This is a genomic window from Vagococcus penaei, from assembly GCF_001998885.1.
Taxonomy (GTDB): Bacteria; Bacillota; Bacilli; order Lactobacillales; family Vagococcaceae; genus Vagococcus; species Vagococcus penaei.
In genome coordinates this window covers 257,127-273,620 of record NZ_CP019609.1, presented here as the reverse complement: position 1 = coordinate 273,620, position 16,494 = coordinate 257,127, and the positions used below count along the sequence as shown (strand labels likewise).

The window sequence follows — 16,494 nt, the reverse complement described above, 5'->3', positions numbered from 1 at the left end:
GACATGAAAGTACATAATGCAGAAATCGTGATTAGCGCGGTGCAACCAGAACAATATCCTAAAACACCGTTACCAGAAATTGCTCTAGCAGGGCGTTCTAACGTTGGTAAATCATCATTTATAAATACTCTAATTGACCGTAAAGGGCTGGCACGTACGTCCAGTAAACCAGGAAAGACACAAACACTAAATTTTTATTTAATTGAAAATGCCTTACATTTTGTGGACGTGCCAGGGTATGGCTATGCAAAAGTTTCAAAAACTGAGCGTGCGAAATGGGGTCAGATGATTGAAACTTATCTAACACAACGCGAACAATTAAAAGCCGTAATCTCACTAATTGATATGCGTCATGATCCAAGTGTAGATGATATTCAAATGTATGAGTTTCTAAAATATTACAATATTCCAGTAATTGTTGTGGCAACAAAAGCAGATAAAATTTCACGTGGAAAATGGAATAAACATGAGTCAGCAATCAAGAAAAAATTGGAATTTGATCCAGCCGATGATTTTGTCGTTTTTTCTTCAGAAACTGGTATGGGCAAAGAGGCTGCTTGGGCAGCAATTGAGCAATATCTATAAAAAAACCAATCTTTCATTTAGTGAAAGATTGGTTTTTTTACGCTATTTTCTAGACTCCACATTTACAGTATAACGTTGTGATGTCGGTGATTTTTTGCTTGTCTAATTCATTTTTCGACAGGTCTGTTTTTTTAGTATCCTTTTTAGCATCTGGATCAATAGCAAATTCTTCAAATAATTTTTCTAAGCTATCTTTTTTACGGTAAGTCAATCCCATGGTCATCGTTCCTCTCTTAAATATCCCTAAAAACTAGTGTAACAAAAAAATATGAAAAGATTATGACTTTTTAATATAGTCATTCGGACGATAACGGTACGACTCAAAGGCCGTATCGTTTTCTAGTATCCAGTCTGCTAGGCATTTACCAATGACTGGTCCCGTTGTCAGACCTGACGAACCCAATCCAGAAGCAACTAAAATATTTGGAAGTGTTGTTACTTCACCAAAAAATGGTAAAAAATCAGATGTATAGGCACGGGTACCTACTCGAATTTTTTCTATAGGTAGCGTTGCTGTCTGTGGCATCCATTTTGCACCTGAATTTTGCAAGTGTTTTAATAGGTTTGGGTCAGGTGTTAAATCATAGCCTTGATCATTTTCATGAGTAGCCCCGACAACTAAGCGGCCATTTTGAAATGGAATTAAATCAATTTCTCCAACAGGCATTACAACAGGCCAATTAGTTGTATCATCTGACAATTGTAATTCAATCAATTGTCCTTTTTGAGGTCGAATATCAACTTCATAACCTAGTGGAGTTAGTAATTCAGGTAGCCAAGCGCCAACAGAGAGAATAATTTTGTCAACGAGATTCTCAGAATATGCTGTTCGGATTCGCCATTGTCCGGTATTCAGATAATCAATTTGAGTGACACGGTCGCGGATAATAGTTTGTAATGAGTCTTGTAGGGCCTTAATTAACAACTGACCATCTACTTTTGCGCCACCTGAAATAAATAAAGCTGGTTGCTCACTGTCAATCGGGGGTATCAATTCTTTAATCGTATCCGGAGATAATTGCGTGATTTCCCCAATTGTAGGTGCTTCTATAACGCGTGTTTGCGCTAGATGGGTCAGTTTATCAAGCAATGTTTGATTTTTTTTATATAAAATCGTGCCAGTTTGTTGGTAGATTGACGTGTGGTCAGGTAAATTTAAATCAGTCATTAGTTGTTGGTAAAAGGCTGCCCCAGATTTTGCTAAGTGGTACCACTCCTTATTTCGCCTTTGTGAAAGCCAAGGTGAAATAATTCCAGCGGCCGCTTTCGTTGCTTGACCAAGACTATCGTCGTAAAGTAAAATATCCTGTTGATTTTTGGATAAATAAAAAGCAGCAGTTGATCCTACAATACCCCCACCAATGACGGCAATTTTTTGAGTCATTTTATCTCGTCTCCTTCATAAGGTTCAACATGAACATCAATATCAAAAATGTTGAATTTTTTTTGTAATTGTTGTTCCATATCATCAACAATATCGTGACTTTCTTTGACAGTCAAGTTAGGATTCATTCGAACCGTTACGTCTAAAAAGATGTTGGCTCCTAGATTACGTGCACGAAGGACAGGAACTTCTTTAATACCATCGACGGTCAAGATATCTTCTTTATAAAGTTTAAGTAGGTCTAAATCAAAACCATCTGATAGATAGAACGAACTTTCTTTAAAAATATCGAAAGCAGTCTTTAAAATGACTAATCCAATGACAATCGCTGTAATTTGGTCTAGAATTGGTAGTTTAAATGTTGAAGCAAATACAGCAATGGCAGTCCCGATACTCGTTAAAGCATCACTTAAGTTGTCTTTTGCCATAGCAACTAAAGAGCTACTAGTATATTGTTTACCTAGTTTCATATTGTACAAATAAACGGCAATCATCACAACGGCAGAGAAAAGACCGACAGCTGCTGCAATGGGTTCTGGAGATTCGATTCGACGATGAATAATATTAGTCAAAGCTTGCGATAAGACTTGAAAACCAGCAACAAACATAATAAATGATGTAATTAAGCTAGCAACATTTTCAGCCTTCCAATGGCCATAGCGATGGTCATTATCTGCAGGTTTACGTGATAATCGTAAACCAATAATCACTGTAATTGCAGCGATGGTATCTGTAAAATTATTAATCCCATCTGCAGAAAGGGCCTCTGAATTAGCATAATTTCCGACCGTTATTTTGAGCAAAGCCATTGCTATATAAGCAATTAGACTGACGTATGCCCCTTTTTCTGCCTGTTTTAATTGATCACTTCGATTTACCACGATAAATAGCCTCCTTTAATCACTGTTAGCAAGTATAACAAAAAAAGGCATATTTAGAAAAGAGGATAAAAAAAATTTAAGTTGTCCTAAAAATTAGTTAGTATTTATTCTAGTAGTATTAGTAAATTATGACGTTTATATGATAAAATAATGTGATTATCCAGAAAGAAATGAGGAATGATAGATGACAATTACTGAAGGATATATGCCTTATTTAGGCTATCAAACATATTATCGCATAGTAGGGAAAAGACAACCAGATAAAGCGCCACTTGTCTTGTTACATGGTGGACCTGGTTCAACCCACAATTATTTTGAGGTACTTGATGGCTTGGTGGAGTCCGGTCATCAGTTAATTATGTATGACCAACTAGGATGTGGATTGTCAAGTATTCCTTCTAACCCAGATCTTTGGACAGCAGAGACCTGGATTGAGGAATTAATCGCTTTACGTAAGTATTTAGGGTTAGACGAAATACATTTACTAGGCCAGTCATGGGGTGGCATGATGGCGATTCAATATATTTGTGACTATCAACCAGAAGGAATTAAAAGCTTAATTTTATCGAGTACTTTACCATCTTCAAAATTATGGGCTACTGAGCAACAACGACTAATTAAACTCTTACCATTAGAAGAACAGCAAGCCATTCAACAAGCTGAGTTGACTGGTGATTACACGCAATCTCGTTATCTACTGGCGAATGATCATTTTATGCAACGTCATGCTGCCGATCAGCCTTCTGCTTCATCTCCTGAACCGTTAAGACGGAAAAAACAGGCTGGGATTGAAGCGTATGTTACCGCATGGGGGCCTAACGAATATCAACCGACGGGGACACTAAAAGAGTTTGATTATACAAATCAATTAGCTGAAATAAAAGTACCAACATTAATTACAAGTGGGACTGACGATTTATGTACACCATTTATTGCTAAAACAATGTATGATCGTATTCCTAATTCGCGCTGGGAGTTATTTCAAAAAAGTCGACATATGCCTTTTGTGGATGAACATAAGGCCTATCAAACATTACTAAGTCAGTGGTTACAGAATAATAGATAATAATTAAGACACTCGAGAAAGTAGGGGATTAAGTAGTGGCAATTGAGGAGTTGTATCAAGTTTTAAAGGAGAATCATTTAGATGCTTGTTTAATCGTAAAAAAAGCAAATGTACGTTACATTAGTGGATATCATGGAGAGGATGCTTATTTACTAATATTACCAAGTAAACACTATTTATTTACTGATGCTAGGTATATCGAACAGGCCAATCAGGAAACAAGAGGCTTCGAGATTATTAATTGGCGAACGCCAGGTCGTACGTTAGGAGATAGTATTAAGGAAATCATCGAGAAAGAACAACTAAAAGTGATTGGATTTGAAGATACTTCAGTCACAGTGGCAATGTTCAACGACCTAATAAAAAAAATAACCTGTGAGCTAGTACCATTAGATCAAAAAGTCGATAGTCTTCGAGTGATTAAGCGACCAGATGGAATTGCTAATTTAAGAGCTGCTTGTGATATTGCTTGTCGAGCATTTAACCGGATATTAGAAGATATTCAAGTAGGTATGACTGAAAAAGAAATTGCTGCTAAGTTAGCAGCATATATGGTTTTTGAAGGAGCAGATACGCAACCTTATGGAAATATTGTGATTTCGGGTCCGAATACATCATTATTACATGGGATTCCATCAAATCGTGCCATACAATACGGTGATTTTGTTTTATTGGATTTTGGCTGCCAATTTAATGGATATTTATCGGATATGACACGTACAGTAGTCGTTGGACAAGCAAATGAGCAGCAACGTGAAGTCTACGAACTTGAAAAAGAAATGGTTCGTTTATCCGAAGAAGCTATGAGGGCAGGTATCCCTGTAACTGATATTTATCAGCAGTCAATTAATCCTATTAAAGGAACACCTTATTTTGACTACCATTATTGGAATATTGGTCATGCGATTGGTTTAGAGTTACACGAGTTACCACATATTCGAGCAGATTCTAAAGCTGTGCTAAAAGAAAATCAGGTCTTGACAATTGAGCCTGGAATTTATATACCCAATTGGGGTGGAGTGCGAATCGAAGATCAAGTTGTCATTACTGCTGACGGAATTGATAATATGATTTACTTATCGCACGATTTAATTGAATTATAAGGAATGAGGAGCGGGCTGTTTTATAGACGTTCCTTTTTTATAACGTCTCTTTAATTTCAATTATTATAAAATAATGATATAAAAATATCGACAAACGTCTTTTTATAAATGAACAAATGTGTTATATTAATTTTAAGGTATCTTGTATTAGTTAGGAGGGTTGACAATGATTTATAAGCAATTGACAGGTATATCAAATGAAATTATGCTTAGTAAAATTTCTTATGGTAAAAATAGCGTTCAAATTGATGTCCAACAACTAGCTAAAGAAGAATTCATGCAGTCGTCTAGTCAAAGTGATTTTAGTTTTGCGGATAGTTCATTAGAAAAAATAGACCCATATTTACCAGCAATTACTATTTTTTTTGATGAAGTGATTGCAATGCAAGTTCTTGATCGCGCATTTAGTCATGAAAAAGAGACAGTATATTCTGAGTGGCATAGTTTTCGTCGACATACGGGCTCAGATTTCTTACAGTATGTCTTAAAAGAAACTTTTGTAAAAGAGTTTATGCAGGCTACTGGTGAAACAATTGAACATTATGAAATCGTTACAATAACAGATGTTATTTCTATTGTTTCTTCGATTCCTCCTGTCATTAAATTAATTTTTGAAAAACAATTACACTAAAATAATACTTGGTAAAATTTTAAAATAAAATAACGAATTGGCTAATTTTTCTCTATGAAAAAGAAAAATTAGTCAATTTTTTTAGGATAAATTATAAAACATCCCGTCGTTTAAAGATAATACAAGCAATCATAATCATCAAGATAAGGTGAGCCAAAATATAAAGTGGCGAGGATAGAAGTGAAAAATGATTTTTTAACATACTACCACCTTCTGATAGTAATGGTTCTTTATCTAATGTATGTATGTTCATATGCGTTAGAATAAAAAAATCTGTTTGCTTTTTTAGTGCCAGGCTAACTAATTGGTTTAAGGTATCTTGAGTCAACACGATAAGTAAAGAAATGGTCATTGGTAAAATAGTAGTTGTAGTTATCGTAACAATTAGAAAAGCTAATGTTGTATAAAAAATTACTGGTATCGTTTTATAAATAGTGTAGCGCAAAAGTAAAATTATCGAAAAGTCATCAGTGACAAAGCCAAAGCGGATACCGCCAATTAGACTTGAAAATAGTAGAATACTAATTATTAATAGTAAGCTAATACAAAAAATAGCGATTAATTTAGATAATAAAATACTTGTCCGGTAGTGCGGTCGAATCAGTAGTTGTTTAATAGTTCCTTGGGAATATTCCTCCGCAATTGACCGAACAATTAAACTGATACAGTAAATCGTGAGTAATGGCATTAAAAAAGTGAAATTTAGTTGCGTGAAAGTGGCAAAACTTGAAAAACGCTCAGTAACTGGCAACCAATTTCGAATAAAAAAAGCGGAAGTTATCTGTAAAAAAAGGATAAAGATAAAAAAAACAAAAATTGTTTTTTTATAACCAATTTTAAGTAGTTCATTTTTAATTAATTGTGCCATTATTTTTCACCTCGTGTCATATTGATAAAGTCTTCTTCAAGTGACGTTTTTTGTTGGGTAATACTAAAGATATCAATGTTAGATTGAACAAGTTTTTTTATTACTTCAGGAATATGTTCCTCGGAACAGTTAATAGTAAAGTGGTTTATATCACTGATGGTAGTAGCACTAAAAAAATTGGAAATATGTGTTGTATTGGATACTTTGAACGTATATTGTCTGCTGTTGTTTGTTTGATAGCTACTTAAGTCTTTTTCAGTAATAAATTTGCCATGATCAATAATCAACACACGATCACACATTAACTCAATCTCGCTTAGTAAATGACTAGAGACGATAATTGCAATGTCGTTTTGATGTGCTAATTTTTTTAGGTATAGTCGTAGGTCACGAATCCCCACCGGATCAAGGCCATTGGTTGGTTCATCTAGAATCAAGACTTTCGGTTGATGTAAAAGAGCTTGAGCAATTCCTAAGCGTTGTTTCATACCTAGTGAGTAATTTTTAACTGGTTGATGAATGGCGTCAGATAAATTAACTAAACTAATCATTCGACGAATTTGTTTTTGAGAGATCTTTTTTGGGTACATTCGTGCAAAATTATCTAAATTTTGTTTGCCTGTCATATACGGGTATAATTCTGGATTTTCAATAATTGCACCGATATTTGCTAATGCTTTTTTTGGTTCTAGTTGTATATCATGTCCACAAATAGTAACATGACCAGCCGAAGGTTTAATTAATCCTGTGATCATACGAATGGTTGTCGTTTTACCACTCCCGTTTGGTCCTAAAAAACCATAAATTTCTCCTGATTGAACACGAAAATTAAGGCGATGGATAATGATTTTCTCGTTAATTTTTTTTGATAAATTTTTAACTGACAGCACTGTTTTAACCATAATGATTCCCCTTTATAAGACGCGTTTAAAATCTATAAGGTAACTTTACACTAAAAATATATGGTAAGTCAATATTTTTTTATTGTTTTACAATAAAAATAATAATATTTTGTTTATGTGAAAAGTACTTAATTTAGAATAAAATTGGAAAAAATGTGATAAATAAGTTAGAATAGATTTTGTTTTATCGGGAGGGATATACTAATTGAAATATTTAAAAGTTATTATGATATTATTCGTGTGTCTGGTAGGTCTTAATGGTTGTCGATTCAATGACAACAAAGCTAGTCTGAAAGAGGGAACTAATGTCAACGCCACACTATATAATTTGGAAGAACAACGACATGCTCTAGCTGCTTATCCGGCTTTTTATCAAGCTAGTAATCTAGACAAACGTTCTGGAAAAGAATTCGGTACGTATATTATTCCTGGATTGATTGAAACAGAATCTTTAATGCTTCACAAAAATAAGCAACTCAGTCAGAGCAAATCAATGGATCCACAAGGAGTAACAGTAACTGAAGATTATCTCTTGATTAGTGCGTATAGTCATGATGAAGAACATAATTCTGTTATCTATGTACTCGATAGGCAGACACACAGCTATTTAAAAACTGTTGTTTTACAAGGAAAACCTCATGTTGGCGGGCTAACATATGACCATCAGACAAAAAATATTTGGGTGTGCGATATTACTCCAGAGGGAAAGGCAGCAATTGCGTCAATTAGTCTTCAAACGTTGGAAAACTATCACCTAAAACCCAATAAACAACCTGTTAAGTATGGTCAGTTTGTTGTATTAGATGATATTGACCGAGCATCATTTATTACGTATCATGATCAAAAAATATATGTAGGTTATTTTTCTGAAGTAGCAGAAGGTGTATTAGGAGAATACCACATAGATGAACATGGCCAATTAATTAAAGGTTTAAAAAATCAAACGCGGTTAACTCTGGAAAATAAAGGGTTGAAACCTAGTGAATTAGCAAAAATTGTTCACGGAATTCAAGGGATTACCTTTTATCGTGATTATTTACTTTTATCGCAATCTTATGGGCCGGAAAATTCAAAAATTTTAATTTATCCAGATACTAAAAAATCAACTCGATATTTAGATAAAGAAGTGATTAAAACGATTGAAGCACCACCCTATCTAGAACAAATTACGGCACATGATGGTCAGTTATATACTATCTTTGAATCAGGGACTCAACGTTTTAGAGATGATCCAGTAATTACTAAAGTTGATCGGGTGATTATGTTAAATTTAAATAAACTTCTTACTGATTAATATTAAAGCGGCTGAGTCACATTGACTTAGCCGCTTTTTTGATAGACATCATTATGTTATTAAATATTACTTTTAGTTCGCCAGATACCAGAACGCCAACGTTTAATCATAAAAACAGCACGAAGACCTTCATCAATTGTATAGGCTAACCATACGCCGACTAAGCCCATATGTAGTGGTAACGCTAGTAAATAAGAAAATGGTAAACTAATTACCCATAAAACAACTAAACTACAAATTAATGGGAATTTAACATCTCCTGCAGCATTTAGTGAGCCGACCATTGCCATATTAATTGTTCGACCAATCTCTAAAAAGATATCAATCAAGAAAATAATTTTAGCAATAGCAATGATTTCTTCGTTATAAGTAAAAATATGCATGATAGGCACGATCGCAAACCATGTGATGACGGAAATCACGGCTGTACAAATAATGGCAATGATAACCGTTCGCATGCCACGATTATACGCACGGTCGAATTCTTTAGCCCCTACATTCCGTCCAATCATTATTTGGTTTCCTTGGCTAAGGGAGGCCGCAATAAGATAGACAAATTGTGTAATTGCAGTAACGTAAGATTTAGCAATTAGCATATTCGGACCTAGCGAAGCGACAATCATGGTAACAACAACTTGTGACGCTGTGTAAGACAAATTCTCTCCTGAAGAGGGTAAGCCAAGTGTTAAGATTCGTTTCAACATTGCCCGTGAAAAATCGGAAAATTTTAATTTTAAAATATTAAAACCAATAACCCGATTTAAAATAATAAAGGCAAAAATCAAGGCAATAAAGTTACTGAAAACGGCTGACATAGCTAGACCTTCAACGCCTAAATGTGGTAAGCCAAAGGGACTATATAAAGCAATATAATTTCCGAGTAAGGCGAAGAAGAGAGCAATTGTTGGGATAATTAAGGCTGCTTGAGTTTGACCATGACTGCGGAGTGTTGCGATAATTGCAGCAATGACTGAACTAATAAATAAACTAGCACCATAGATTTGCAAATAATTGACACCGATTTCAATAATTTCAGGCGGTAAATTCATAAAAAACAATAGTTGCTCGGGAAATAACATGAAAACACTGCTGATTAAAATTCCTAAAACCAAGGAACCAATTAGCGCCGTTGTAATAACGTGAATAATTTCCTCATGTTTTTTTGCTCCAATTAATTGTGCAATAATAATTTGAGCACCAACAGTAATGAAACCATAAATAAAAACTGATAAATTTAATAATTGGTTAGCAGAACCAACAGCCGCTACGGCAGGCTCTGAATATTGAGCAATCATCCAAACGTTCACGTTACCGATAAAAACTCTTAGAAATAACTCAACAAAAATGGGCCAACTTAAAAATAGTAATTCTTTGTCAGAGATGTTTTGTCGACTAAAAAAACGTTTAATTGTTACCACTGAGTCACCTTCCCTTCCTTTACATAAAATAGGTACTCCGTTAGTATTTTAGCTGTTTCTAAGAATAAGTCAATAAGTTTTAGTGAGTATTTGATGTGTCATTAAAAGTAAACAAAAAGATAGACATTTAAATAAGCTGGGGGTAAAGTAATGGTACTATGAATTGGAGGAATTAGTTTATGTATGATGTAATTATTATTGGTTCTGGCCCTGCTGGAATGACTTCCGCACTCTATGCTGCACGTTCCGGTTTGTCGGTTTTAATTATTGAACGTGGTGCACCTGGCGGCCAAATGATGAATACAAGTGAGGTTGAAAATTATCCTGGCTTTGATTTGATTGAAGGCCCTGAGTTAGCATTAAAAATGTACGAAAATGCGATAAAATTTGGTGCTGAAAACACTTATGGTACCGTTCAAAGTATTGAAGATAAAGGTGCGACTAAATTAGTAATTTGTGAAGATGAGTCTTATGAAGGTAAGACTGTAATCATTGCTACGGGTAGTGAACACCGTAAAATCGGTATTCCAGGTGAAGAGAAATATGCAGGGCGCGGTGTGTCATATTGTGCCGTTTGTGATGGTGCTTTTTTTAAAGACCGTCATTTAGTTGTTATCGGTGGTGGTGACTCAGCTGTTGAAGAAGGGATGTACCTAACACAATTTGCAAGCAAAGTCACAATTATTCATCGTCGTGATGCACTTCGAGCGCAAAAGATTTTACAAGAGCGAGCATTTAAAAATGATAAAATTGATTTCATGTGGAATCGAGTGCCCGTTGATATTCAAGGTGATGAAATGAAAGTGACGTCGATTACACTAAAAGACACCTTAACTGGAGAACAAACTAGTTTCCCAGCAGATGGAGTATTTATTTACATTGGTTTAGATCCATTAACTGAACCATTTACTAATCTGGGTATTACTGACACAGATGGTTGGATTTTAACTGATGAGCACATGAGAACGGCTGTTCCAGGTGTTTATGCGGTGGGCGATGTACGCAAAACGGTTCTGCGTCAAATTGCAACCGCAGTTGGTGACGGTAGTATTGCTGGTCAAGAAGTTTATAATTATATTCAAGAGAATGCGTAAGGACATATGATTAACGAATTCATTGCTAGTCTGCTAGATTAGCAATGAATTCGCTTTTTTTTATTCCAATTCACTGAAATAAAATGTTATAATGGGACTAATTTAGTAGTAAGTAGAAAATTTGAGGTGACGTATATGTCTTGGAAAGATGTTTATCAACAGTGGAAAAATTTTGATGCACTTGAAGAATCAGTTAGGGTAGATTTAGAAAAGATTGAGGGAAACGCTGAACGATTAGAAGATGCTTTTTTTGCACCTCTAGAGTTTGGTACAGCAGGAATGCGAGGTATTATTGGTGCAGGGATTAATCGGATGAATGTTTATACGATTCGTCAAGCGACGGAAGGATTAGCATTATTTATTGATTCTAAAAGTCACGAAGCTAAACAACGTGGTGTAGCAATTGCCTATGATTGTCGGCATAAATCACCAGAATTTGCTATGGCAGCTGCTGAAACCTTAGCTGCTCATGGTATTAAGTCATTTGTGTTTGAGAGTTTACGACCTACGCCTGAATTATCATTTACTGTACGTGAACTAGGCTGTATTGCTGGAATTATGATTACTGCAAGTCATAATCCTGCTGCTTATAATGGATTTAAAATTTATGGCGAAGATGGTGGTCAAATGCCACCCCAATCTGCTGATGCGGTGACAAATTATGTTCGTAGTGTGACTAACCCACTTGATATTAATATATTGGATCAAAAGTCTGCGAAAGATTATATTACGATTATTGGCGAGGATATGGATCGTCGCTATTTAAAAATGATGGAGTCAGTGACGATTAATCATGAATTAGTTGAGCGTGTTGGAAAAGATTTAACCCTAATTTTCACACCGTTACATGGTACAGGGAAAATGTTAGGTGAACGTGCCTTGAAACAAGCCGGATTTGATAGTGTCGAATTAGTGCCTGAACAAGCGATTGCTGACCCAGATTTTTCTACTGTTGCGTCACCAAATCCAGAGGAACATTCAGCTTTTGAATATGCGATTCGACTAGGAAAAGAAAAAAATGCAGATGTATTAATTGCTACTGATCCTGACGCTGACCGTCTTGGAGCTGCAGTTCGCATGCCAAATGGTGAGTATGAAGTGTTGACAGGAAATCAATTGGGTAGCTTAATGTTACACTATATTCTTGTGGCTAAAAAAAATGCCAATCAACTATCTAATCAAGCAGTCGCCTTAAAATCAATTGTTTCAAGCGAGTTGGCTACGACAATTTGTAAAAACTTTAATGTCGAGATGGTAAACGTGCTAACTGGTTTTAAATTTATTGCGGAAAAAATTAAAGAGTATGAGCAAAATGGGACGAAAGAATTTATTTTTGGTTTTGAAGAAAGCTATGGTTATTTGATTAAACCGTTTGCTCGTGATAAGGATGCTATCCAGGCGTTAGTCTTACTTGCTGAAATGGCCGCATATTATAAGGATCAGCAAAAAACTTTATATGATGGATTACGAGATCTTTATCAAGAATTTGGTTATTTTATTGAAAAAACAATTTCAATTACTATGGATGGTATTGAGGGATTAGATAAAATTAAAAATTTAATGGCTACTGTACGTGCTAAGAAACCAACTACCTTTGGATCGTATTTAGTAGATTATGCGGAAGATTATGCGACGGGTGAGTCTACAGATGCCGATGGTGAAGTAAAACCACTTGGGCAACCACATGCTAATGTACTGAAATTTATTTTAGCGAATGGTTGCTGGATTGCCATTCGACCATCGGGTACAGAGCCAAAGATTAAGTTTTACATTGGTGCAACTGCTAAAACAAATGAAGAGGCAGAAGACATTTTTGAAAATGTTCTTGCAAGTGTTAATACTTTAATTGCAGAACAAAACTAAATTAGTCGAAAATCTTTTGGGGGGATTACTATGGGATTTAACGACGTGACAGAAGAACAAGTAAAACAAATTGGTCGCTTTTATAAAACATTGAGTGATCCAACACGTGTCAATATTTTATTAGCTCTAGCAGCGAGCAAGGAGTTAAACGTGACAGCATTGACTGATCATTTAGGTATGGAGCAGTCTGCAGTATCGCATCAGTTAAAACTTTTGCGTGATCATCGCATTGTAAAACCACGTAAAGAAGGAAAAACGGTATTTTATTCGATTGATGACCACCACGTTATGGATATTTTAACGCAAACATTTAAACATTTAGCACATCATTAAATATGAGACTAGACTATTTTCCGATGATACTTAGCCAGACGTATCGTTTAGATGGAAATAGTCTAGTTTTTTTTTAGTAGTTCTGTATAATAAAGAATAAGATTAAAATATGATGAACTTATCATGAAAAAACTGGAGGCAGCTGTATGGGAAAAAAATTGAGAATTGGTATGTTAGGTCTAGGAACGGTTGGAACTGGTGTAGTTGAATTATTTGAGAATTATCGTTATAAAGTACAACAAATCACTGGACTAGATAGCTGTTTAGCAAAAGTTTTTGTTCGAAATAGTCACAGAAAAAAGGCATTAGCTGAGCGTCATCATTTGACTTTAGTGACAGATATGGCTGAGATAATCAATGATCCGACTATTGATGTGGTCATTGAAGTTCTTGGTGGAATTGAACCAGCAAAAACGGCAATTAGTCAAGCGTTAAAATCTGGAAAACATGTCGTGACTGCAAATAAAGATTTAATGGCGCAATGTGGTATAGAACTACAGCAACTTGCCAAAGAAAATGCATGTGCGCTTTACTATGAAGCGAGCGTAGCGGGTGGTATTCCTATTTTACGGACAATTTCATCAAGTCTCTCATCTGATGCAATTGAAATAGTTTACGGCATTGTTAATGGTACCACTAACTATATGCTGACAAATATGACAATATCTGGTTTAACGTACCAAGAAGCATTACTTGAAGCACAACGCTTAGGCTTTGCTGAACAAGATCCAACAAATGATGTCGAAGGAATCGATGCTGTTTATAAGATGATTATTCTGACACAGTTTGCTTATGGGATGACTATAAAGATTGACGACGTGACACGCCAAGGAATTACACATGTGACTGCCTCTGACATTCAGTCTGCTCGTAAATTAGGTTACGTTATCAAATTAATAGGAACAACTTTGATCACAAAAGAGGGAGTAGCTGTTGATGTCGCACCAGTCTTTATTGCGAAAACTCATCCGTTAGCCAGTGTGTCAAATGAAATGAATGCTATTTTTGTCAAAAGTACAGGAATTGGGGAATCGATGTATTACGGACCTGGTGCAGGTGCAACTCCCACAGCAACTAGTATTTTGAGTGATGTATTAACTATTGCTAAAGAGTGGCAAAGTGGAAGACTAGGTCAGTCATTTCACACGTTTGATACGGATACTAAACTAATTCCTAAAAAATCAACTCGTGGAAAATATTATTTTTCGCTAAGCGTTCCTGATGAAATGGGTATCTTCAAGAAAATTGCTGAAATTATGGAAAATCAGCAAGTCAGCTTAAAACAAATCAATCAAGAAGTGTTTAGTCCGGATGCAGCTCACGTGGCATTAATTACTCATGAGATGACTTTGGCACAACGTGATTGCATTTTAGCTGCCTTTCGAGATATTCCCGATGTTGTTGTTCATGCTTATTATAAAGTGTTATAGAAAAGGGGGAGACGTTATGAAAATCATTGTTCCTGCAACAACAGCTAATCTTGGCTCGGGTTTTGATTCATTTGGTTTAGCGTTAGACATGTTTTTAGAAGTCACTGTTTGTGGACCAGCTGATGAATGGTTCATTGAGCATCAAATCCCAGGATTACCACATAATGCGACTAACCTAATTATTCAAACAGTTTGTGATGTGGCGCCCGGAACGCCTCCGCACCGCTTAAAAATGATGAGTCAGATACCAACAGCTAGGGGGTTAGGAAGTAGTTCGGCAGCTATTGTGGCTGGTATTGAAATAGCTAATCAACTAAATCAGTGGCAATTATCAAATCAAGATAAATTAACATTAGCAGCAACGATTGAAGGTCATCCGGATAATGTGGCACCAGCGATTTATGGTGGATTCACTGTATCAGGAAGTGTGGCAGAGGGTTATTTTGCAACAACGCATCATTTTACTGAAGTTGATTTAATTGCTGTTATTCCACCGTATAAATTATTAACAAAAGCCAGTCGTCAAGTACTTCCCGTTGACTTATCGTTTAAACAAGCAGTCGCAGCTAGTTCAATTGCTAATGGACTTTTAACGGCATTTTTAACAAATAATATAGAATTAATGACTAAGTTACTAGAGTGTGACAGATGGCATGAACCTTATCGACTATTACTAGTTCCAGAGTTAGAAAAAATTCGTTTAGCTAAAGTCGAATTAGGTATTTATGGTGCTGTACTTAGTGGTGCAGGTCCGACTATATTAGTATTTGCCCCTAAAAATCAAAGTCATCAAGTGATTCAACCACTTCAAAGTCTATTGCCAGATAGTCAGATTAAGTTATGTCATGTGTATCAAGATGGCGTAAACGTGCAATAAGCTGCTCGTCAATCGAAATGATTAGAAACATCTGCAATACTAATAGTACTAAAAAATATTTTGACCGGTTGGACAAACGTCTGGCTGGTCTTCGTTTTTTTATACATCTGCTATTTCTTATTTAAATTGAATATAGTACTATAAATGAAGAGGTACAATGAGCTAACTCAAAAGTAAGAAACTCATTTGTTAATGGAGGGAGCGACAAATTGTGTGGGTAAAGAAAAGAAATTAATCGATATCTTTTGGCATTGGGTCAAAATGGCTTTTTTGTCATTTTTAATTGCAATGTTTTTACGGGCGTTTATTTTTGTTCCAATGGGTATTAGCGGTAACTCAATGGCACCAACTCTGAAACAAAATGATTTTATTGTGATGGAACGTTTTACTAAAATCAAACGATTTGATGTCATTGTTTTCGATTCACCTGATGGCAGTACCTATGTGAAAAGAGTCATTGGTCTTCCTGGTGATGAGATTGAATACAAAAATGACCAATTATATGTTAATGGTAAAAAAGTGCCTGAAAAATTTTTAACTGGTATAAAAAAACGTAAAAATGAATTAGTCTATACGACGGATTTGAAATCAAGTGAACTATTAGGTGTTGACAAAATTCCTGACAATCAATATTTTGTTTTGGGAGATAATCGTCGATTAAGTAAAGATAGTCGCTCGTTTGGGACAATTTCAACAAATGATATTATTGGGAAAGTAAGAATGGTATACTATCCAGTATGGAATATGAAGTTTTTTTAAATTAAG

17 protein-coding genes are annotated in these 16,494 nt (G+C 35.3%); 11 read left to right on the top strand and 6 right to left on the bottom strand.

What is annotated here, in order from left to right; translation table 11 throughout:
- Window positions 1-3 precede the first annotated feature (3 nt).
- Window positions 4-585 carry a ribosome biogenesis GTP-binding protein YihA/YsxC gene (gene yihA / locus BW732_RS01265; protein WP_077275085.1) on the top strand — a complete coding sequence of 194 codons (582 nt, stop codon included), beginning with the start codon at window positions 4-6 and terminating at the stop codon, window positions 583-585.
- A gap of 49 nt (window positions 586-634) precedes the next feature.
- Here yihA and BW732_RS11460 read toward each other — a convergent pair whose 3' ends face one another.
- The 3 genes from BW732_RS11460 to BW732_RS01255 are packed head-to-tail and all read right to left on the bottom strand — an operon-like array spanning window position 635 to window position 2,853.
- Window positions 635-802 carry an SPJ_0845 family protein gene (locus BW732_RS11460; protein WP_169834148.1) on the bottom strand — a complete coding sequence of 56 codons (168 nt, stop codon included), beginning with the start codon at window positions 800-802 and terminating at the stop codon, window positions 635-637.
- A gap of 60 nt (window positions 803-862) precedes the next feature.
- Window positions 863-1,969 carry an NAD(P)/FAD-dependent oxidoreductase gene (locus tag BW732_RS01260; RefSeq protein WP_077275084.1) on the bottom strand — a complete coding sequence of 369 codons (1,107 nt, stop codon included), beginning with the start codon at window positions 1,967-1,969 and terminating at the stop codon, window positions 863-865.
- Window positions 1,966-2,853, bottom strand: a complete 888-nt coding sequence (locus BW732_RS01255; RefSeq protein ID WP_077275083.1) for a cation diffusion facilitator family transporter — start codon at window positions 2,851-2,853, stop codon at window positions 1,966-1,968. The genes BW732_RS01260 and BW732_RS01255 overlap by 4 nt, the downstream gene beginning before the upstream one ends.
- Before the next feature lie 181 nt (window positions 2,854-3,034).
- On the opposite strand from BW732_RS01255, the gene pepI reads away from it, so the two are divergent.
- The 3 genes from pepI (at window position 3,035) to BW732_RS01240 (ending at window position 5,650) form a co-directional block, all read left to right on the top strand.
- Window positions 3,035-3,916, top strand: coding sequence for a proline iminopeptidase (gene pepI, locus BW732_RS01250; RefSeq protein WP_077275082.1), 882 nt, complete (start codon window positions 3,035-3,037; stop codon window positions 3,914-3,916).
- A gap of 35 nt (window positions 3,917-3,951) precedes the next feature.
- Entirely contained in the window at window positions 3,952-5,019 is a 1,068-nt protein-coding gene (locus BW732_RS01245; protein ID WP_077275081.1) for a M24 family metallopeptidase, read from the top strand.
- Window positions 5,020-5,185: 166 nt separating this feature from the next.
- Entirely contained in the window at window positions 5,186-5,650 is a 465-nt protein-coding gene (locus BW732_RS01240; protein WP_077275080.1) for a hypothetical protein, read from the top strand.
- A gap of 91 nt (window positions 5,651-5,741) precedes the next feature.
- On the opposite strand, the gene BW732_RS01235 is transcribed toward BW732_RS01240, so the two are convergent.
- Both BW732_RS01235 and BW732_RS01230 read right to left on the bottom strand, forming a co-directional pair.
- Window positions 5,742-6,518: an ABC transporter permease gene (locus BW732_RS01235; RefSeq protein ID WP_077275079.1), complete on the bottom strand. Its 777-nt coding sequence runs from the start codon at window positions 6,516-6,518 to the stop codon at window positions 5,742-5,744.
- Window positions 6,518-7,420 (bottom strand): ABC transporter ATP-binding protein, encoded by a 903-nt coding sequence (locus BW732_RS01230; protein ID WP_077275078.1) that lies wholly within the window; start codon window positions 7,418-7,420, stop codon window positions 6,518-6,520. Before BW732_RS01230 ends, BW732_RS01235 begins: the two co-directional genes overlap by 1 nt.
- Window positions 7,421-7,625: 205 nt before the next feature.
- Here BW732_RS01230 and BW732_RS01225 point away from each other — a divergent pair, with 205 nt between their 5' ends.
- Window positions 7,626-8,714, top strand: coding sequence for a YncE family protein (locus BW732_RS01225; protein WP_077275077.1), 1,089 nt, complete (start codon window positions 7,626-7,628; stop codon window positions 8,712-8,714).
- A gap of 59 nt (window positions 8,715-8,773) precedes the next feature.
- Here the strand turns inward: BW732_RS01225 and BW732_RS01220 are convergent, their stop codons facing one another.
- Window positions 8,774-10,132, bottom strand: coding sequence for an MATE family efflux transporter (locus BW732_RS01220; protein ID WP_126844229.1), 1,359 nt, complete (start codon window positions 10,130-10,132; stop codon window positions 8,774-8,776).
- Between the two features lie 179 nt (window positions 10,133-10,311).
- On the opposite strand from BW732_RS01220, the gene trxB reads away from it, so the two are divergent.
- The 6 genes from trxB (at window position 10,312) to lepB (ending at window position 16,488) form a co-directional block, all read left to right on the top strand.
- Window positions 10,312-11,226, top strand: coding sequence for a thioredoxin-disulfide reductase (gene trxB / locus BW732_RS01215; protein WP_077275076.1), 915 nt, complete (start codon window positions 10,312-10,314; stop codon window positions 11,224-11,226).
- Window positions 11,227-11,361: 135 nt separating this feature from the next.
- A complete protein-coding gene (locus BW732_RS01210) occupies window positions 11,362-13,089 on the top strand; it encodes a phospho-sugar mutase (RefSeq protein ID WP_077275075.1) in 1,728 nt (575 codons plus the stop codon).
- A 30-nt stretch (window positions 13,090-13,119) separates the two neighbouring features.
- The gene (locus BW732_RS01205; RefSeq protein WP_077275074.1) at window positions 13,120-13,422 is read left to right on the top strand and encodes an ArsR/SmtB family transcription factor; all 303 of its coding nucleotides are present in this window, start codon (window positions 13,120-13,122) and stop codon (window positions 13,420-13,422) included.
- A 146-nt stretch (window positions 13,423-13,568) separates the two neighbouring features.
- Window positions 13,569-14,852: a homoserine dehydrogenase gene (locus tag BW732_RS01200; protein ID WP_077275073.1), complete on the top strand. Its 1,284-nt coding sequence runs from the start codon at window positions 13,569-13,571 to the stop codon at window positions 14,850-14,852.
- 16 nt (window positions 14,853-14,868) lie between these two features.
- Window positions 14,869-15,729 carry a homoserine kinase gene (gene thrB, locus BW732_RS01195; RefSeq protein ID WP_077275072.1) on the top strand — a complete coding sequence of 287 codons (861 nt, stop codon included), beginning with the start codon at window positions 14,869-14,871 and terminating at the stop codon, window positions 15,727-15,729.
- Between the two features lie 213 nt (window positions 15,730-15,942).
- Window positions 15,943-16,488, top strand: a complete 546-nt coding sequence (lepB, locus tag BW732_RS01190) for a signal peptidase I (RefSeq protein ID WP_179946098.1) — start codon at window positions 15,943-15,945, stop codon at window positions 16,486-16,488.
- Window positions 16,489-16,494: the final 6 nt, after the last annotated feature.